The organism is Streptomyces sp. NPDC058257 (assembly GCF_042881845.1).
Classification (GTDB): Bacteria; Actinomycetota; Actinomycetes; order Streptomycetales; family Streptomycetaceae; genus Streptomyces.
Genome location: NZ_JBHVXJ010000007.1, coordinates 321,170 through 339,573 on the forward strand (window position 1 = coordinate 321,170; position 18,404 = coordinate 339,573).

General features: G+C 70.6%; 18 protein-coding genes and 1 pseudogene. 13 read left to right on the forward strand and 6 right to left on the reverse strand.

The annotated features are described in order from the left end of the window. Positions 1 to 144: 144 nt before the first annotated feature. The 4 genes from ACFVXC_RS20110 to ACFVXC_RS20125 are packed head-to-tail and all read left to right on the forward strand — an operon-like array spanning position 145 to position 5,236. Positions 145 to 2,274 (forward strand): hydantoinase/oxoprolinase family protein, encoded by a 2,130-nt coding sequence (locus ACFVXC_RS20110; protein WP_389906849.1) that lies wholly within the window; start codon positions 145 to 147, stop codon positions 2,272 to 2,274. Next, positions 2,271 to 2,846, forward strand: coding sequence for a hypothetical protein (locus ACFVXC_RS20115; protein WP_389906851.1), 576 nt, complete (start codon positions 2,271 to 2,273; stop codon positions 2,844 to 2,846). The genes ACFVXC_RS20110 and ACFVXC_RS20115 overlap by 4 nt, the downstream gene beginning before the upstream one ends. A 4-nt stretch (positions 2,847 to 2,850) precedes the next feature. Continuing rightward, a complete protein-coding gene (locus tag ACFVXC_RS20120; protein ID WP_389906853.1) occupies positions 2,851 to 4,131 on the forward strand; it encodes a TRAP transporter large permease subunit in 1,281 nt (426 codons plus the stop codon). Positions 4,132 to 4,171: 40 nt separating this feature from the next. After that, positions 4,172 to 5,236, forward strand: coding sequence for a hypothetical protein (locus tag ACFVXC_RS20125; RefSeq protein ID WP_389906855.1), 1,065 nt, complete (start codon positions 4,172 to 4,174; stop codon positions 5,234 to 5,236). Between the two features lie 153 nt (positions 5,237 to 5,389). Here ACFVXC_RS20125 and ACFVXC_RS20130 read toward each other — a convergent pair whose 3' ends face one another. Beyond that, a complete protein-coding gene (locus tag ACFVXC_RS20130) occupies positions 5,390 to 5,839 on the reverse strand; it encodes an STAS domain-containing protein (RefSeq protein WP_389906857.1) in 450 nt (149 codons plus the stop codon). 451 nt (positions 5,840 to 6,290) lie between these two features. Between ACFVXC_RS20130 and ACFVXC_RS20135 the strand changes: the two genes are divergently transcribed. Both ACFVXC_RS20135 and ACFVXC_RS20140 read left to right on the forward strand, forming a co-directional pair. Next, entirely contained in the window at positions 6,291 to 6,806 is a 516-nt protein-coding gene (locus ACFVXC_RS20135) for a GNAT family N-acetyltransferase (RefSeq protein WP_389906859.1), read from the forward strand. A 54-nt stretch (positions 6,807 to 6,860) separates the two neighbouring features. Next, positions 6,861 to 7,110: pseudogene (locus tag ACFVXC_RS20140) on the forward strand (GNAT family N-acetyltransferase); the annotation flags it as partial. Here ACFVXC_RS20140 and ACFVXC_RS20145 read toward each other — a convergent pair. Continuing rightward, complete coding sequence (locus ACFVXC_RS20145) at positions 7,073 to 8,011, reverse strand: oxidoreductase (RefSeq protein WP_389906861.1); 939 nt, start codon at positions 8,009 to 8,011, stop codon at positions 7,073 to 7,075. The pseudogene ACFVXC_RS20140 and the gene ACFVXC_RS20145 overlap by 38 nt on opposite strands. Before the next feature lie 105 nt (positions 8,012 to 8,116). Here ACFVXC_RS20145 and ACFVXC_RS20150 point away from each other — a divergent pair, with 105 nt between their 5' ends. Both ACFVXC_RS20150 and ACFVXC_RS20155 read left to right on the forward strand, forming a co-directional pair. Then, positions 8,117 to 8,704 carry a TetR family transcriptional regulator gene (locus ACFVXC_RS20150; RefSeq protein ID WP_389906943.1) on the forward strand — a complete coding sequence of 196 codons (588 nt, stop codon included), beginning with the start codon at positions 8,117 to 8,119 and terminating at the stop codon, positions 8,702 to 8,704. A gap of 74 nt (positions 8,705 to 8,778) precedes the next feature. After that, complete coding sequence (locus tag ACFVXC_RS20155) at positions 8,779 to 9,489, forward strand: ribonuclease H (RefSeq protein ID WP_389906863.1); 711 nt, start codon at positions 8,779 to 8,781, stop codon at positions 9,487 to 9,489. Between the two features lie 33 nt (positions 9,490 to 9,522). Here ACFVXC_RS20155 and ACFVXC_RS20160 read toward each other — a convergent pair whose 3' ends face one another. After that, positions 9,523 to 10,905: an MFS transporter gene (locus tag ACFVXC_RS20160; RefSeq protein WP_389906865.1), complete on the reverse strand. Its 1,383-nt coding sequence runs from the start codon at positions 10,903 to 10,905 to the stop codon at positions 9,523 to 9,525. A gap of 231 nt (positions 10,906 to 11,136) precedes the next feature. After that, complete coding sequence (gene bla, locus ACFVXC_RS20165) at positions 11,137 to 12,102, reverse strand: class A beta-lactamase (protein WP_389906867.1); 966 nt, start codon at positions 12,100 to 12,102, stop codon at positions 11,137 to 11,139. 130 nt (positions 12,103 to 12,232) lie between these two features. Between bla and ACFVXC_RS20170 the strand changes: the two genes are divergently transcribed. From ACFVXC_RS20170 to ACFVXC_RS20180, 3 genes are all read left to right on the forward strand, one after another. After that, entirely contained in the window at positions 12,233 to 13,174 is a 942-nt protein-coding gene (locus tag ACFVXC_RS20170; protein WP_389906869.1) for a LysR family transcriptional regulator, read from the forward strand. Positions 13,175 to 13,269: 95 nt separating this feature from the next. Then, a complete protein-coding gene (locus tag ACFVXC_RS20175; RefSeq protein WP_389906945.1) occupies positions 13,270 to 14,172 on the forward strand; it encodes a serine hydrolase in 903 nt (300 codons plus the stop codon). A 137-nt stretch (positions 14,173 to 14,309) separates the two neighbouring features. Next, complete coding sequence (locus tag ACFVXC_RS20180; RefSeq protein ID WP_389906871.1) at positions 14,310 to 15,095, forward strand: SAM-dependent methyltransferase; 786 nt, start codon at positions 14,310 to 14,312, stop codon at positions 15,093 to 15,095. 23 nt (positions 15,096 to 15,118) lie between these two features. Here ACFVXC_RS20180 and ACFVXC_RS20185 read toward each other — a convergent pair whose 3' ends face one another. Next, positions 15,119 to 16,054, reverse strand: coding sequence for a DMT family transporter (locus ACFVXC_RS20185; RefSeq protein ID WP_389906947.1), 936 nt, complete (start codon positions 16,052 to 16,054; stop codon positions 15,119 to 15,121). Positions 16,055 to 16,106: 52 nt separating this feature from the next. Here ACFVXC_RS20185 and ACFVXC_RS20190 point away from each other — a divergent pair, with 52 nt between their 5' ends. After that, positions 16,107 to 16,634 (forward strand): MarR family winged helix-turn-helix transcriptional regulator, encoded by a 528-nt coding sequence (locus ACFVXC_RS20190; protein WP_389906949.1) that lies wholly within the window; start codon positions 16,107 to 16,109, stop codon positions 16,632 to 16,634. Between the two features lie 7 nt (positions 16,635 to 16,641). Here the strand turns inward: ACFVXC_RS20190 and ACFVXC_RS20195 are convergent, their stop codons facing one another. Further along, entirely contained in the window at positions 16,642 to 16,989 is a 348-nt protein-coding gene (locus ACFVXC_RS20195; RefSeq protein WP_389906873.1) for a hypothetical protein, read from the reverse strand. A gap of 227 nt (positions 16,990 to 17,216) precedes the next feature. Here ACFVXC_RS20195 and ACFVXC_RS20200 point away from each other — a divergent pair, with 227 nt between their 5' ends. Further along, positions 17,217 to 18,227, forward strand: a complete 1,011-nt coding sequence (locus ACFVXC_RS20200; protein WP_389906875.1) for a LacI family DNA-binding transcriptional regulator — start codon at positions 17,217 to 17,219, stop codon at positions 18,225 to 18,227. Positions 18,228 to 18,404: the final 177 nt, after the last annotated feature.

An 18,404-nucleotide genomic window follows, 5' to 3' on the forward strand; every position in this document is an offset into this window, starting at 1 on the left:
GCCCCCCCCGGCGGGCCGCGCTTGGGCCCCGACGTCGGCGCCTTAGATCTCCCCTCCTATCTAATTCGGCCGGGTGGGAACTGTACCAGAGCGCCCACCCGGCCCGCCCGCGCACCGCCAACCCGCACAAGGAGGTGCCCAACCATGACCACCCACCGCATCCGCGTCGGCATCGACGTAGGCGGAACCTTCACCGACGCCGTGGCAGTCGACGCCACGACCCTGGAACTCCTGGGACAGGTGAAGGTCCCCACCAGCCACCATCACGAGGACGGCGTGGCCCACGGCATCGTGGAAGCCCTCGACCGTCTGCTGGCAGAAACCGGCCGCGCACCGGAGGATGTCGCTTTTCTGGCGCACGGCACCACACAGGCTACCAACGCCCTGCTGGAGGGCGACGTCGCCACCGTGGGCCTGATCGGTATCGGCACCGGCGTCGCCGCCGCGCTCACCCGTCGGCTGGCCGCCCTCGGCAAGCTCCAACTCACCCCGGGCAAAAGCCTTCCGCTCGCCTACGCCCATGTCGCGGACCCCGACGACACACAGGCCGTCCGGCGCGCCGCCGACACACTGGCCCAGGACGGCGCCCAAGTCCTCGTCGCCACCGAGCCGTTCAGCGTGGACCGTCCCGAGGGCGAGCAGGCCGTCGTGGCGGCGGCACGTTCCGCCGGTCTCCCGCTGACCGCCGCGCACGAGATCACCTCTCTGTACGGGCTGCACAAGCGCACCCGTACGGCCGTGGTCAACGCGGCGATCCTGCCGCGCATGCTGGCCACCGCCGACCTCGTCGACAGCTCCATCACCAAGGCCGGAGTCGAGTCCCCGCTGATGGTGATGCGCTGCGACGGCGGGGTGATGTCCCTCGACGAGATGCGTCGCAGGCCGCTTCTGACCGTCCTTTCGGGTCCCGCGGCGGGCGTGGCGGGGGCGCTGATGCAGGAACGCATCAGCGAGGGAGTCTTCCTGGAGACCGGCGGCACCTCCACCGACATCAGCGTCGTGCGACGCGGCAAGGTGGCAGTCCAGCACGCCACCGTCCTCGGCAAGAAGTCCTACCTCAACGCCCTGGACGTACGCACCGTCGGAGTCGGCGGCGGTTCCATGGTGCGGATCGGCGGCGGGAAGGTGACCGGGGTCGGGCCGCGCAGCGCCCACATCGCGGGGCTGCCCTACGCCTGCTTCGCGACCCTCGAGGATCTGCGCGACGCCAAGCTCAGCACCGTCCGCCCGATGGCCGACGACCCGGAGGACTACGCCGTGCTCGACGCGGCGGGCGGCCGTTTCGCACTCACCATGACCTGTGCGGCCAACGCGGCGGGACGTGTCCCCGAGGGCGACTTCGCCCGCAGCGACCAGGAGGTCGCCAAGGCGGCGCTCGCCCCGCTCGCCCAAGCGCTCGGCGTGGACATCGCCACCGCCGCGGACCGCCTCCTCGGCGCGGGAACGGCGCAGGTCAAGAAGGTCGTGGACACGATGATCCGCGACTACCGGCTCGACAAGGACGCCGCCCTGCTCGTCGGCGGAGGCGGCGGAGCCGCGTCCGTCACCCCGCACCTCGCCGAAGTCAGCGGCCTCCAGGGGCGCATCGCCCGCCACAGCGAGGTGATCAGCCCGATCGGGGTCGCGCTGGCCCTGGTGCGCGAGCAGATCGAGCGGACCATCCCCGGTGCCGGACAGGAACAGATCCTCGCCGTACGGGCGGAGGCGGAGGCAGCCGTCATCGCGCAGGGCGCCGCCGCCGACGGCGTCGAGGTCGAAGTCACCGTCGACCCGCAGACCAGCACCGTCCGCGCCGTGGCCACCGGCGCCACCGAACTGCGCACCCAGGACCGGGCGCACCGGGCGGACCAGGAGGAGCGGCTGCGCACCGCGGCGGCCAGCCTGGGGAGCGACCCGTCGCAGGTCACCGTCCTCGCCGGGACCGCCTCCCACACCGTGTACGGGACCGAGGTGCGCCGCACCCTGCGGGCCACCCGGCATCCGGTACGGATCGTCGACGCCGACGGAGTCATACGCCTCCACGTCCCCGATGCCCGCGTGGAGACCACCCGGGTCGCCGACGCCCCCGACGTACTGGCGAAGCTGGTGCGCGAGACCACCTCGTACGGCGACGGCGGGGTCCGGGCCCCGGCCGTGCGGCTGCTGCTCGGCTCCCGGATCGCGGACCTGTCAGGTGTCCTGGACCCCGAGCCGCTGCTCGCGCTCGCCCGCAGCGAGCTTGATTCCCGTACCGCCGACGAGCCGGTCGTCGCCGTCCTTGAGGTACGCATATGAGTACCCCCACGGCGCCCGCGCCCGAGACCCTCGACGACCTCGACCACGCGGTCCATCTCCTTGCCCTTACCCCCACGCACGAGGGCCGCGACCCGCGACTCCTTCGTCGCTGGGCGCGCACGGCCGAGGAGTTCGGCGCCGCCCTCGCCCCGGTTCCGTGCCGTGCCAGGATCGTCGAGCGCGCCGACGGCCTGGAGCGCGGTCTCCTTGCCCGCTACACCTCACGGCCGACGCCGACGGTGGAGCTCTACACCGACACCCTCGCGGCGGCCGAAGCCCTGATCGACGAACGGGGCTGGCGGCACTGGTACCCGCCAGGGTCCGTGCGCGCGGCGGCCCTCGCCCACGAATCCGTGCACGAACACCTCCACCACGGTCCGGCGAAGGCCGCACTCAAGCAGGCCCTGGGCCATGTCGTCCTGCGCGCGGGACGGTTCCGGCTGTACGGGCACGTGGCGGGCGCGGAGGAGATCGCCGCCCACGCCCATGCCCGGACCGTCTGCGGGCTCGGCCGCAGCCCCCTTCTTCTCACGGCCGCGCTCGCCGACGCCGTGACCCACAGAGAGAAGTAGCGCCATGGGCGTTGTCATCCTGATCGTCATGGCGGTGGGTGTCGCAGCGATGCTCACCCGTAAACTTCCCACCGCCTTCGCCCTGGTCCTCCTCGGTGTCGTCATCGCGCTGGTCGCCGGTGCGCCGCTGACCGGCAAGGGGAGCGTCTTCGACACCGTCCTCCAGGAGGGCGCCCCGATGCTCGCCTCGACGATGATCGCGGTGCTGCTCGGATCGTGGCTCGGCAGACTCCTCGACGAGACCGGCATCGCCGGGACCATCGTCCGCAAGATCGTGGAGTTCGGCGGCGACCGGCCCACGGTCGTGGCACTCGGCGTCCTCGCCGTGTCCGCGCTGATCGGCACGGTCACCGGCTCGGCCCCCGCCGCCATGCTGGCCGGCATCATCGGCATCCCCGCGATGGTCGCCGTGGGTATCCCCAAGGTGACCGCGGCGGGCACCGTCCTGATGGGCATCGCCGTCGGAGTGCCGTTCGAGCTCCCCATCTGGCAGTTCTTCTCCACCGCCCTTGACCTGCCGGTCCCCACGGTGCGCGGCTTCATGGTGAAGCTGTTCCCGCTGGCACTGGTCGCGGCCGTCGCGTTCGTCCTCATCGAGTCCCGCCGCCGCGGAGTCGAACACACATGGGCGCTGAAGCCGGCCGTCGACAAACGCCGTTCGCGCCGTGAGCGGCTCGGCGACGCACCGTGGTACGCCCTGCTCACCCCCGTCGTACCGCTTGTCCTGGCCCTCGGCTTCGAGCTCGCCATCATTCCCTCGATGCTCGCCGGAGTGCTCTACGCACTGGTCACCACGACCCGGCCGCGCGAGATGAACAAGCGGCTGCTGCGCACCCTGTACGGCGGCTTCGAGGTCGCCGCACCCCCGATCGCGCTGTTCATCGCGATCGGCATCCTGCTCGCAGCGGTGAAGCTGCCGGGCGCCATCGAGGCCCTGGAACCCCTGGTCAAGGCCGTCAGTCCGCAGAACCCGGTGCTGTTCGTCCTCGTCTTCACCCTGCTGGTCCCGCTGTGCCTCTACCGAGGGCCCCTCAACGTCTACGGTCTCGGCGCGGGCATCGCGGGCGTTCTCATCGCGGCCGGCATCTACCCCGCCGTCGCCGTGCTCGGCCTCGCCGCCTCCTACAACCAGGTCTTCGGCGTATCCGACCCCACCAGCACCCAGACCGTATGGAGCGCCCAGTACGCGGGCGTCGGCCCCCAGCAGGTCATGGTGCGCACCCTGCCCTACGTGTGGGCTGTCGCCCTCGGCGGATTCTGCGTCACAGCCGCCACCCACCTCTGAGCATTCCTCCGACATTCGACTCCCGGGACGGAGAACAGAAATGAACGAGCCGCGGTACGACGCGCAGCACGCCGCACAGCACCCCCTCACGCAGCCGAGCCCCGCACACCGATCCCCCTTCCCGCGCCGCTTCTTCCTGCGCGGGGCCGCCGCCACCGGCACGGCCCTGGCGTTCGGCGCCGGAACGGCGGGCACGGCCGCGGCGGCGCCCGGCGGCTTCCCCGACTACACCTACGTCAGGACGGTCCTGAAGCCGTCGGACCTCGCCTACAACCCCACGGGCGAGATCATCTTCCCGTGCCTGCGCGGGACCGTCGGCCGCGTCCTGGGCGCTCTGGGCCGGTACTACCTCTACTACGCCCCGCACGACGCCCCCGGCGGTATCTGTCTGGCCTACGGCGACTCGATCGACGGGCCGTTCACCGAGTACAAGGCCAACCCCCTCGTCACCAACAACTGGCAGCCGCACTACAAGGTCAGCCACGTCTCCTCGCCCCACGTGCTGTGGAACGAGGACGCCAAGGAGATGTGGCTGTACTTCCACGGCGAGAACACCACGACCCGCCTCGCCCGTTCCAAGGACGGCATCAACTTCACGTACGACAAGGTGGTGCTCTCCACCTCGATGCTGCCGAGCGGCTCGACCGAGACGTCCTACGCCCGCGTGTTCCGTCACGACCTGCCCTCACGGGGCGCCCGTTACGTCATGCTCTTCATGCTGAACAACACCACCAACCACCGGGACATCGCCTGGGGTTGGTCGGCCGACGGTCGCGACTGGACCTTCGATCAGACGCCACTGATCCGCCACGCCGATGTGGGCGCGCAGAACGTGGGCGGGCCCCACCTGCTCACCCGAGGGAACAGCACCTACGTCGTCTACAACACGGACAAGGGCAGCGGCGGCAACATACTGATCACCGAAGTGGGCAAGGACTTCTCCCGCCGCAGCCACCTCGGGATATTCCACGACTCGATGAACGGCGCACCGGACGACGGACGCAGCGCGTCACCGAGTTTCGGTACGGAGAACGGCGTGCCTTACATGATGTACGAGGCGGGGGAGCGGCTTCAGGGTGCGATCGCTCTGGCACGCGCCAAGTAGCCCAATTCTTGGGGGAGTTGTCCAGACGCGCCCTAGGACATGGCGGGTTTCGCCCATGTCCTGGGGCGTGCTGCCATCAGTGGGTGTCGGCGCCCCGATCACGCTGCGCCTCAACAGCGAGCCGCGCTGAGGGGCGCGGCCCGGCGCCGCCCGTCAAGGCGGTTCGGGGCCCAGGGGCGGGGCATCGCCCGGCTTGCCGTCAGGGCAGGGGGAAGGCGAGGGCGGCCACGTGGGGCGCTGGGACGGTGGAAGGGCCAGCAGGGCCTGGCCCACGGAGAGGTAGCGAGGAATGAGCTCCGTGCTGCCGGTCAGCGTGAGGAGTTGGACGAGATGGCGGCCGGCTCCCGCAAGGAGAAGCTGGCCCTCGCGCCGCCGCAGCAGCCACCGCACGCCGAGCAGGCAGTTGAGCCCACGGGAGTCGCAGAACACCAGCGCCGTCACATCGAGCACGAGATGTCGGTGACCCGCCATGACGGAGTCGCCGAGCGTACGCAGAAAGAACTTCTCGGCGTTCTGGTCGAGTTCACCGCTCACGCGCAGCACGGCACACTCCTCGCACCGCGCGAGCTCGTTGATGATGAGGCGATGGGTCTGCGTCGACATCGCGCCTCCCTGGGGTCGTCGTACGGAAGCCCGTGCGCATCCCGATGCACAATCTGTCTGGCTTCCGAGTCCCCCGTCCCCTCCTCCCTACGCCTCTCCGCTCCTCTCGCGACAGGGGCAGATCGCAGTGTGCGCGGGGCGGGCACCACGTACGTGTGCGCCCTGTTGAGGTAGTTGGTGCCGCTCGTCATCGGCGTGCGCATCTCACGGCGCATCTCATGCCGCAAAATCGCCTGAATGATAGGGTTCTCGGCGTTCATGGGTGATCCGTATCGAGGATGTTGGGAGTTGGGGCCGATGACCGCGCTCAAGGCCACTGCCATGCGCACCGCCCGGACCACTCTCACGTCCCGGGCCGTGGCCTGACCTCGGCCGGACCCGCCTCGCCGGGAGCGTGAGCTCGCGGGGCGACACCCATGCGAACCCACCATGAAACGGATCTCCATCCCTCATGAGCAAGACCAGTACCTGGATCACGCGCGCCGAGACCAGCGCTGACATCCCCGCCGTCCACGCCATCAACGCCGCCGCGTTCGGCACCCCGGCGGAGGCCGACCTCGTCGACGCGCTCCGCGCCGACGAGGCCTGGATCGACGGCCTGTCCACCGTCACCACCGGCCAGGACGGCGAGCCCGTCGGCCACGCGCTGCTGACCCGCTGCCACATCGGGGACACCCCGGCCCTGTGCCTGGCCCCCGTCGCTGTACTCCCCGCGCATCAGAGGACCGGCGCGGGCTCCGTGGCCATCCGCGCCGCGCTCGACGCCGCGAAAGACAGGGGCGAGCGCTTCGTCACCGTCCTCGGACACCCGGAGTACTACCCGCGGTTCGGCTTCAGCCGTGCCTCGGCCTACGGCATCGGCATCAGCATCGACGTCCCGGACGAGGCCATGATGGCCCTCGCCCTCGACGCCGGACACCCGCTGCCCAGCGGCACGGTGCGCTACTCCGCGCCGTTCGGCATCTAAGCCGGAGCCCGCCGTGCCGGGTCCGCCGTGGCCCCGGCACGGCCCGGTCCGGTCCGGGGCCTGGGCAGCTGCCTCCTGCGTCACGCTGTGGGCCATTACGCGGAGCTGGGCCGTGAACCGGATCGGTCTCGGCGTGGACACCGACAACACCAGTGGCAACAGCAGTGGCGCGCTCGCGCTGTACGAACGCCATGGCATGACCCTCGGCCTCGCGCCCCAAGCCTGGGAGCTGATCCGCCCAGAGTCGCCCGGTGCGCCGGGCGCCGTCAGATGGTGGCAGGGAACGGGAAGCGTACGTCGGTGAGTTGCTCCGACAGCTCCCACAGGCGGCGGCCCGTCTCGGTGTCCGCCCCCACGGGCGCCAGCTGTACACGCGTCGGCGCGCCGCGCAGTTCGGCCAGGCCGCCCGGCCCGATGAACTGGCCGCTCTCCACCTCCGGGTCGGTCGCCGCGAACAGCTGGGGCAGTGCGCCGTCGGCGGGGCGCTGGGCGAACAGCGGGTTGCCGATACGGCCGAGCACCACCCGCCACAGGCCGATCGGCGTACTCGTCTGGAGGTGCGTGGCGGTGTAGCCGGGGTGGGCAAGGACGCTGCGCACCGGGCTGCCTGACTCGGTCAGCCGGAGGTGGAGTTCCCGGCCGAAGACGGCGTTGGCGAGCTTCGACTGGTTGTAGAAGCCCATCGGCTTGTAGCCGCGCTCGCCGGTCAGGTCGTCGAAGCGGATGCGCGCCTGCCGGTGGTTGATCGAACTCACCGTCACCACCCGGGGGTCGCTCCCGGCGGCCAGCAGATCGAGCAGCAGACCGCTGAGCGCGAAGTGGCCGAGATGGTTGCAGGCGAACTGCAGCTCGTGGCCCTGCGCACTGAGCGTGCGGGGCGGCGCCATCACGCCCGCGTTGTTGATGAGCACGTCGACGTGGGGGTGGTCGGCACGCAACTGATCGGCGAAGCCGCGGACCGAGTCGAGATCGGCCAGGTCGAGGCGGCGTACTTCCAGGCTCGCGTGCGGGTGTTCGGCGGTGATCTCCGCGACCGCCCGGCGGCCCTTCCGCTCGTCGCGTACGGCGAGGATCACGTGTCCGCCCCGCCGGGCGAGCGCCCGGGTGGTCGCCAGACCGAGGCCGCTGTTGGCTCCGGTGACGACGAATATCCGGTCGGTCTGGTCCGGGATCTGCTCGGCTGTCCAGCGCTGTAGCTGCGTCATGCGGCACATGCTGTCGCTAGTGACACTGAGTGTCAAGGAGAGCCTGAGTGTCATGCAAGGCATAGCGTGTACCATGGTCCGGTGAGTTCCCGTCCCGAAGTGAGCATGGCCGAGCGCAAACGACAGCTCGTCTCGAACGAGTTGACCGAAGCGGCGCTGCAACTCCTTGCCCGGAAGGGGTTCGACGCGGTCACCATCGACGAGATCGTGACCACCGCCGGGGTCTCCCGGCGGACGTTCTTCCGGTACTTCGCGTCCAAGGAGGACGTGGTCGTCCAGTTCCTGGCCGACATGGGCGTCGGTATCCACGCGGAGTTGGCGGCCCGCCCCGTCGAGGAGCGGCCCTCCGTGGCGCTGCGGCACGCGGTGTGGGTTCCCCTGGAGGCCTGTGGCGATCACTCCGAGCGAGTGCTGCCCGTGGTGCGGCTGATTCTGCGTACCCCGGCCCTGCGCGCCCGCTTCCTGGAGCGCCAGGCGCAGTGGAGCGACGATCTTACGGGGGAGGTGGCGCGGCGTCTGGGGCGTGACGCGGGCGTGGACCTCTATCCGCGGCTGGCCGCCGGGATGGCGCTGACCGCCTTCGACGCCGTGCTGCAGCGGTGGAGCGACAGCGGCGGCGCCGAGGATCCCGCCGAGCTGACCGACCGGGCCTTCGCGGTCATCGCCCCGGCGCTGGACGCCGGCGAGGTGTAGGACTGGCCGGGCCGGAGCCGACGAGCCGGAGGGTGGTGGCCTTCGAGCCTCCCGCGGGCTGGCATGATCGAGGGATGTCTGACTTGATCATCGCCGCCTGTGACGGAGCCGCGAAGAAGAACCCCGGGCCCGCGGCCTGGGCCTGGGTGGTCGCCGATTCCGATGAGCGCCCGCAGCGGTGGGAGGCCGGGCCGCTCGGCGAAGCGACCAACAACGTGGCCGAACTGACCGCGCTGGCCGAGCTGTTGGAGTCCACGGATCCCGCCGTTCCGCTGGAGGTCCGCATGGACAGTCAGTACGCGATGAACGCGGTCACCAAGTGGATCGCGTCCTGGAAGCGGAACGGCTGGCTGACCGCGGCGAAGAAGCCGGTGGCCAACAAGGAACTCGTCGTCCGCATCGACGCACTCCTGCAGGGCCGCGCGGTGACCTTCCGGCACGTCGCGGCCCACCAGGTGGACGGCGACCACCTCAACGCCATCGCCGACGTCGCGGCCAGCGACGCCGCGACGACGCAGCAGCCCGCCGGGACCGCCCACGGAGCCCTCGCGATCCCGGAGCCGCGGGCCGAGCGCATGACGGCCTCCCCTGCGGCCAGGCCGCGCAAGAGCTCCACGGCGCAGGGAGGCAAGAGCTCCGCCGCCCGTTCGGGCAAGGGGACTTCGGGCGGAGTCATCAAGGCCAAGTTCCCCGGCCGCTGCCACTGCCAGAAGCCCTACGCCGCCGGAGAGAAGATCGCGAAGAACGCGCACGGCTGGGGGCACGTGGAGTGCCGGGAATCCTGAGCCCCGTGGCGGGCGCTCACGAGCCGCGGGCGCTCACGAGCCGCGGGCGCGGACCGCGAGCAGGGCGGCAAGGACGCTCGGCACCAGGAGCAGGCCGAAGGCGGCGGCATAGCCGCCCAGACCGGACGAGCCGGTGCCGAGCCCGGCGAACAGCGCGGAGGACAGGGCCATGATCGTGATCTGGCCCAGATTCTGGTTGGTCTGCATCGCACTGCTGGCCTGGCCCCGCAGACCGGGCGGGCTGTGCGAGAGCGAGAGCAGCGTGAGGGCCGGAGCGACCAGGCCCATGCCGACCGCCGCGACGACCAACGCCGAAGCGGCGGTGAGCGCGGGCATCGTGGGCAGCGTCCCGGCGGCCGCGATCGCCACCGCGGCCGCGAGGATCACCGAACCCACCACGACCAGGCGGTGCCGGGGCCAGTGGTCCAGCAGATGGCCCTGGACCCAGGACGAGGCGGCCCAGGCCACGGCGGCGCCCGTGAACGCCAGGCCCGTCACCGCGGCGGGCACGTGCCGCACGGTGTCGAGGAACAGCGGCACGAAGGCCTCCAGGGTGAAGAACGCCCCTGAGGACAGGCCGCGCAGCAGCACGGTGGCGGGCAGCCCGCGTGCCGCACTCCAGGTACCGGACGGCAGCAGCCGGGGCGCGTACGCCACAAGGAGCGCGAACCCGCCCGCCGCACACAGCAGATGGCGCGCGTCCCAGCCGGAGACGCCGTACTGCGCGAGCGCCGCGCCCAGGCTCACCGCGAGGGCGACCATCAGCGCGGGGCGTGGCGCCTTGTCCTGCGACGGGACGGCCTTGGACTGCCGGGCCCGGCCGCGCAGGACCACCACGACCGCGAGGGCCGGGAGCAGTGTCAGGGCGGCCAGACCGAAGAACACCGCGCGCCAGGACCACCAGGCGGACACCAGGCCCGCCAGCGGAGGTCCGGCAAGTGAGGGAATGATCCAGCAGGTGCTCATGAGCGACAGGGCGCGCGGCCGCAGGCGGTCGGGATAGTCATGGGCGATGGCGGTGTTGATCGCCACGGCGACCAGGCCGGCCGACACGCCGTCCAGGAACCGGCCGGCCGCCAGCTGCCAGATGGTCGTACTGGTGGCCGAGATCAGCAAGGTGGCCACCGACAGGGCGACACCCGCCGCCAGCGGGCGGCTCGCCCCGGCGCGGTCCGCCCAACTGCCGCCGAGCACTCCGCCCAGCAGGCTCGCGGCGACGAAGCTGCCCGCCACCAGCGGATAGAGCGACACCCCGTCGAGGCCCTGAGCCGCAGTCGGCAAGGTGGGAACCACGGCGAGCGCGGCGAACCCGGTCAGGAACATCACCGCGGCGAAGGTGGCCGTCGCCGCCGCGTACTTCCGGGAGAAGATCCCCTCTTCGGAGGCCTCGGGCGGCGCCACCGCACGTTCGGTCATCGTTGCCCGCCCACTGCCGGGCCTCGCCCGTGGACGGTCCTGCGGGGGGCGCGGGTGAGCCGCCCCGTGAGCAGTCCTCTTGGATCATGAGTCACGAACGCACAAGCTAGGCGGAGCGGGTGACGGAATGCCACTGGTTTTCGAGTGGCCGCGCCCGGCGGCCGACCAGTCCGGTTCGGCCCGGTTCGGCCCAGCCTTCCTTCCTCTTGCCGCGACGGCGAGTCCCGCCTGTTACGACAGCGAGTCGACGGCCACGGAGGCCGCTTCCGCGATCAGCTTGTCGTCGGGCTCGGCGTCCTTCTCGGCGCGGTGCGACAAGATCGCCAAGACGATGGGGGCACCGTCGGGCGGCCACACCACGGCGATGTCGTTACGGGCGCCGTAGTAGGTGCCGGTTCCTGTCTTGTCGCCGACCACCCAGTTCTCGGGCACACCGGCCTTGATGGTCTTGTCGCCAGTGGTGTTGGTCCGCAGCCACTTGGTGAGCTGTGCGCGCTCGCCCTTGCGCAGGACGTCCCCGAGGACGAACGCGCGCAGGTCCTCGGCGAACGCCCGCGGCGTGGTCGTGTCCCGCTTCTCGCCCGGGACCCAACTGCTCAGATCGGGCTCGTGGCGATCCATCCGCGTGACGTCGTCGCCCAGATCTTCGAGTACGGCGTCCAGGCCCTTGGGGCCGCCGAGCTTGTCGAAGAGCAGATTGGCCGCGGTGTTGTCGCTGTAGCGGACGGCGGCGTCACACAGCTCGCCCAGGGTCATGCCGGTGTCGACGTGCTTCTCGGTCACGGGGGAGTTGGCGACCAGATCATCCTTGGAGTACGTGACCTTGCGGTCGAGGCCGCTCAGAGAGTACTTGCGCAGCACGGCTCCGGCCTCAAGCGCCTTGAACGTGGAGTTGTAGGCGAATCGCTCACCGGCGTTGTAGGCCACCTCGCGCCCCGTGCCGGTGTCGATGGCGTAGACACCGAGGCGCGCGTCGAACTTGCGCTCAAGCTTCTTGAAGTCGCCGGCGAACGCCTTCGTCGCCTGCGTGGACTCTGTGGCCCCCGCGGGCTTCGTGGCCGGCGTGGCGGAGGACGACGAGGCTGACGACGAGGCTGAGGAGTCGACTTCCCCGCAGGCCAGGAGCGGGAAGAGACAGAGAGTGGCCAGCGCACCGAGAACGGTGCGACGGGCACGGGTGTCACGGGTGTGCTGCATGGGCCAAACCTCCAGGGCGCCCCAGAGGCAGGGCGCATAGGGGACGGAGCGGCACGGCTCCGTCCCGGTACGTGGGTGTGAGTGCCAGAGCCACCCTCGCGCCGGGGTGCGTATGCGGTCCAATACGCCCATGCGCGATTCCATGCTGATCTGGCATAGGGTGCGGGGCGTGGATCTGGTGGGAGCGTGTCGCGCGTTCGTCAGCGTCAGCCAGTACGGCAGCTTCACCGACGGAGCGGCGGCGGCTCGGATGTCGCAGTCGGTGGCGAGCCGTCGCGTCGCGGCCCTGGAGGAACGCTTCGGTGAGCCCCTGTTCGAGCGCACGTCGCGGCGCGCCGTCCTCACGCCCTTCGGGCGGGACATGCTGCCGACGGCCCGGCAGCTCGTGCAGGCGGCCGACGTGCTCCTCGACGAGGCAGAAGCCGTCAAACTCAAGCCGTGGCGGCTCGCGGTGCCCGGCGTCTGCTCCACGGTCGGTCTCGCCCGTCTCGTCGCCGAGGCGCGCGGCCACGGGATCACGCTCGACCTGCGGGTCGCGGCGCCGACGCAACGCAGGGAGCTCCTGCGCGCGCAGCAGGTGCGCGCCGCTCTGCTCGCGGTGCCCGCGGACGAGGCGGCGTGGGCCGTGCCGCTCGGGCTCGCCGGTGCACAGGAGCCCCGTGTGCAGCGCGTCTACCTCGAAACGCTGCGGGTCGGACGTGCCTCTCCCGGCCCGGCCCGCCGCGTCTGGATCCAGCCGGAGGACGATGTGCCGCACATCCGTGATCCGCTGACGCGGCTGCGCGACGCGGTGGGTCTGCGTCCCGCGCAGCTCGTCGCCGCGGCCGACCTGACGAGTGCCGCCGCCGAAGTCCTCTGCTCGGGCGATCTGTTGCTGTGCTCGCCCGCACAGGCCGAAGAACTCGGCTTGACCTGGCGGCCCATCGGCGAGATCACGCTCGGCCGCGGCTTCGCCCTGGCCGCCGCGGCGGACGGCAATCCGCAGCCCATCGAAGCGCGCCTGGGCGGCGCCATAGCCCGCTGCCTGGGCGCGGACGCCCCGGTGGGAACCACGGGAGGAACGGCAGCATGAACGGTGGCAGGGGCGGGGGCGTGCATGGTGGTACGGGTGGTGGTGGCATGTACGGCGGCACGGGTGGCGGCAGGGGTGGTGACATGCACGGTGGTGTGAGCACCGAGGCACTGCTGCGCGACATACGCCAGGAGCTGCGCGACGGCGGCCTGCACGGCTGTCTGCTCGTACGGGATCTGCACACGGGCGAGGAGCTGGGGATCGAGGCGGACACCCACCTGCCCTCCGCCTCCCTGGTCAAGGTCCCGCTCGCGCTCGCGACGGTCGAGCGCATCCGCCGGGGCGAACTCGACGGAGCGACGATGCTCGAGGTGCAGCCCGGACGGGTCACCACGCCCGGCCCCACCGGCCTGAGCCGGTTCCGCCACCCCGCCCGGGTCGCGATCGACGACCTGCTCTATCTGAGTACCTGCCTGAGCGACGGAATGGCCGCCGACGCGCTGTTCGAGCTCACCCCGCCCACCCAGGTCTCCGGCATCCTCCACGAGCTCGGTATCCGCGGCATCGCCGTCCGGCACAACGTGGGCGAGCTGTCCGACACGCCGGTGGAACGCTTCGGCGCCGACCAGGCCCATCTCGCCCACGCCCTGGCCATCGACGCCGGTACCAGCGGCCGTGGACACCGGGTGCCGCAGCTCGACACCACCCGCGCCAACAGCGGCAGCGCACGCACCTATGTCGACCTGCTGCAGGCGCTGTGGACGCCGTCGAAGGTCCATCCGGATGTGGCCGAGCGGCTGCGCGACCTCATGGCCCACAACGTGCTGCGGCACCGACTGGCCCCGGATTTCAGCTCCGACGCCAGCACCTGGTCATCCAAGACCGGCACCCTGCTCAACCTCCGCCACGAGATCGGTGTCGTCGAGCACTCCGACGGCCAGTCCTTCGCCATCGCGGCCATGACCGAGTCCCTCGTACCGGCCGGCGCGCAGCCCGGCGCCGACGCCCTCCTGGCGCAGGCCGCCCGCGGCCTTCGCGACCACCTCCGGCAGCTCTAGGGCCCGCGACGAACTCTCTCACCAGCCGGAACAGTTGACCTTTCCACCTGTAGGCTCGGACGATCCCTGCCGCCTCGGGCGGAGCGTACGTCGCCCGCGGCTCACGGAAACCGGTCAGACACGTAGTGGAGCCACGGATGACAGCAGAAGACACCAACGCCCTTATCGACACCAGCAAACCGCACCCGGCGCGTGTCTACGACTGGCTTCTGGGCGGCAAGGACAACTACCTCGTCGACCAGGAGCTCGGCGAGAAGCTGCCGCCCGAGGCACGCGCGAACGCGGGGCGGAACCGTGCGTTCATGCACCGTGCCGCCGCCTGGCTGGCTGACAACGGTGTCAGGCAGTTCCTCGACATCGGCACCGGCATTCCCACCGCGCCGAACCTCCACCAGGTCGTCCAGGGGATCGCTCCCAGCTGCCGGGTCGTGTACGCCGACAACGACCCCATCGTGCTGCGGCACGCCGAAGCCTTGCTGGTCAGCAGCCCGGAAGGTGCCACGGACTACGTCCAGGCGGACGTGCGCGAGCCCGAGACGATCCTCGACCACGCCCGCGGACTTCTGGACTTCAACCAGCCCATCGCGCTCTCCCTCATCGCTCTGATGCACTTCATCACCGACGAAGAGGACCCCTACGGCCTCACGCGCACCCTGGTGAACGCGCTGCCTTCCGGCAGCTATCTGGTGCTGTCCCACGGCACCACCGACGAGCACCCCGACCTCGCGGATTCCGTCACCGACACCTACAAGAAGGGCCAGGTGCCCTTGAGGATGCGGCGCCGAGCCGAGGTCGAGCGCTTCTTCGAGGGACTGGAACTGGTCGAGCCCGGCCTGGTGACGGCGACGCACTGGTACAAGGACTCGCCCGCGCCGAAGCCCGAGTTGAGCGGCTTCTACGTCGCCGTCGCCCGCGTTCCGTGACGTCGGCCACGGCTATGTGACGCTCACGGCTCCGTGCTACCCGACGCCGTCCGCGGACACTCGTCGGATGTGGGGCGCGGAGGCGTCTGACCGCTGCCGCGTCGGGCAGTGCGTGTGGGTCGGCCCGCGCGTGTGGGCCGGCCCAGGACGACCCCGGCCAGGACGAGTGCGAGGCCGCAGAGCTGCTGGACCGTCAGCACCTCTCCGGCGACCGCGGTGCCGAGCAGGACGCCGGTGACGGGGTTGAGCAGTCCTATCAGGCCCACCGTCCCCGTGGGCAGGTGCCGCAGCCCGGTGAACCAGGCGGCGAACGCCAACGCGGTGGCGACCAGGGCGACGTAGCCGAACGCGAGGAGCGCCGATGCGGAGAGTGCGGGCGGCGGGCCCTCCACGGCCGCGGCGACCGGCAGCAGGAAAAGGCCTCCGGCGGTGAGCTGCCAGGCGGTCGAGGCGAGCACGTCGACGTCGGCGCTCCATCGCTTGGTCAGGATGTAGCCGAAGGACGACACCAGCATGGCCGTGGCCGATGCGAGGACTCCCGGCACGCTCACTCCTCCCGTGCCGGTGAGCAGCATGAGACAGACCCCGCCGAGCCCGATCGCGGCGCCGGCCAGGTGCGCGATGCCGGGCCGCTCGGACACCAGGGCCCAGGCGATGAGCATCATCGCCAGCGGAGACACCGCCATGACGGTCGAGGCGATGCTCGTCGGGAGCAGTTGGGAGGCGGCGTAGACGAGCACGAAGAACACGCTCACGTTGAGCAGCCCGAGCACCGCGGACCGCCACCACCACGCGCCGCGCGGTCGCTGCCTGCACAGCCCCAGCAGGAGGAGACCCGCGGGCAGTGCCCGCAGGGCGGCCCCGTAGAGCGGGCTGTCCGCGGGCAGGAACTCATGGGTGACGAAGTAATTGGTCCCCCAGGCGACCGGCGCGACCGCGGTCAGTGCCACCCAGCGCATATTGGTTTCCATGGAAGCCAATATAGCTTCCTGGGAAGCTATATTGGTGCGCATGGACGACCACCCGCAACCGCTGGACCGCGTAGCCCGCATCCAGGCCGACTGGCGCCGCGAGCGGCCCGACGTCGACGTCTCCCCGCAAGGAGTGATCGGCCGACTGCACCGCCTGGCCGATCAGCTCACCGAGGAACTCTGCCTCGTCTACGGCCGCTACGGCCTCAACGAGGGAGAGTTCGACGTCCTGTGCGCGCTTCGCCGCGCCGGAGAGCCCTACGAACGCGCACCCGGTGAACTCGCCGCCCACACCATGGTCACCACCGGTGCGATGACGAAGAGGATCGACCGCCTGGAGCGGGCCGGACTCGTCGCCCGCCGCAGGTCCGACGACGACCAGCGCGGCCGGATCGTCGCCCTCACCCGTCCCGGACGCGAATTGATCGACCGGGCGTTCACCGACCACATGCGCAACGAGCGCCGCCTGCGTGACCTGCTGAGGCCCGCCGAGAGCGAGGCACTCGAAGAGCTGCTCACCACCTGGCTCTCCCGCATGGAGAATCCGGGCCCGCCCGAGGGCGAGTGACCGGGGATCAGGAGAACAGGATCGACCGGAGCTTCAGCCTCTCGCTCGCGCCGCCGGTGTAGGGGCGCAGCGTGAAGTTGTCGCCGGAGCAGTCTGCGTTCGTGAAGACCATCGCGAAGGAGTCGGTGCGGTTCCTGGGGGAGTGGGCGGGCGGCTGGGTGTACTCCTGGGCCGCCTCGGCGAGCGTGATGCACTCCCCGCTGGCCGGGTCGTGCAGGGTGACCCGGCCTTCGTTACCCGCACTGCTGACGTAGGTGTAGCTGAAGTCGCCCTCGGTCGCGTAAGCGGAGCCGGGCATGGTCAGGATCAGCACGGCGGCACCGGCCGCGGCGGCCAGTGAGTGACGAAGGCGCATGGATCGTTCTCCTTTGCTGGGGGTGGCACGTGAACGCATACCGCATTCCCGTCCTGACCAGCAGGGATACCGCAGTTCACAGGCATTCGCCGCCGAAACGATCCGCCCTCACCCGTTCGGTCCTCAGTGGCGCTCGGCGCAGGTCGCCCGCCTGTCATGTGGAGCGATCCCGGCCAGATTCAGCAAGCACGCAAACAGAACGCAAGAATTGCACTATTCTTGCGTGCATGACACGACGACTTGCTCAGGTGGCGCGGAAGGTCGGGGTCAGCGAGGCCACGGTCAGCCGAGTACTCAACAACAAGCCCGGGGTCTCCGACGCGACCCGGCAGTCCGTGCTCTCGGCCCTGGACGTCCTGGGGTACGAGCGGCCCACCCAGCTGCGTGGCGAGCGGGCTCGGCTCGTGGGTCTGGTGCTGCCCGAGCTGCAGAATCCGATCTTCCCCGCGTTCGCGGAAGTGATCGGAAGTGCGCTCGCCCAGCAGGGGCTGACCCCGGTTCTGTGTACCCAGACCAAGGGTGGGGTCTCCGAGGAGGATTACGTCGAGTTGCTGCTGCAACAGCAGGTGTCCGGCGTCGTGTTCGCCGGTGGGCTGTACGCGCAGGCGGACGCCCCGCATGAGCACTACAAGCGGCTCGCGGCGAGGAAGATCCCGGTGGTTCTCGTCAACGCGGCCATCGAGCGGCTCGGATTCCCTGCGGTGTCCTGTGACGACGCCGTCGCGGTCGAGCAGGCCTGGCGCCATCTCTCCTCGCTCGGCCACCGCCGCATCGGCCTGGTGCTCGGGCCCGCCGACCACATGCCCTCGCAGCGCAAGCTCGCCGCCGCCCGGGTGGTCGCCGAGCAGGCCGGCGCCGAACTGCCCGAAGAGCACATCTCGCGGGGCATGTTCTCGATCGAGGGCGGCCAGGCCGCCGCCGCGCGGCTCCTGGATTCCGGGGTCACCGGCATCGTCTGCGCGAGCGACCCCCTCGCCCTGGGTGCGGTGCGTGCCGCGCGTCGCCGCGGACTCGGCGTCCCGCACGACGTGTCGGTGGTCGGCTACGACGACTCGGCGTTCATGACCTGCACCGACCCTCCGCTGACCACGGTGCGTCAGCCCATCGAGGCCATGGGGCGCGCCGCGGTCGAGATCCTCACCCTGAAGATCGGGGGGAGTGCGGTGCCCACGGAAGAACTGCTCTTCGAGCCGGAGTTGGTGGTGCGCGGCTCGACGGGACAGCCGCCGCCGGAGTAGGCGGCGCAGAAAGGGCTTGTGGTCCGCCTGGCGTTCATTGCTCTCGTACTGTCAATTTATTTCAATCATTACGCGAGATATTGCGCGGATCTGCTGTCGGTGCTTGAGTGAGCGCCGCCACACAGCCCGCGCAACTGTGGGCTTCCTGCTCCTGCCATGCCGTCCTGCTCCCATGGG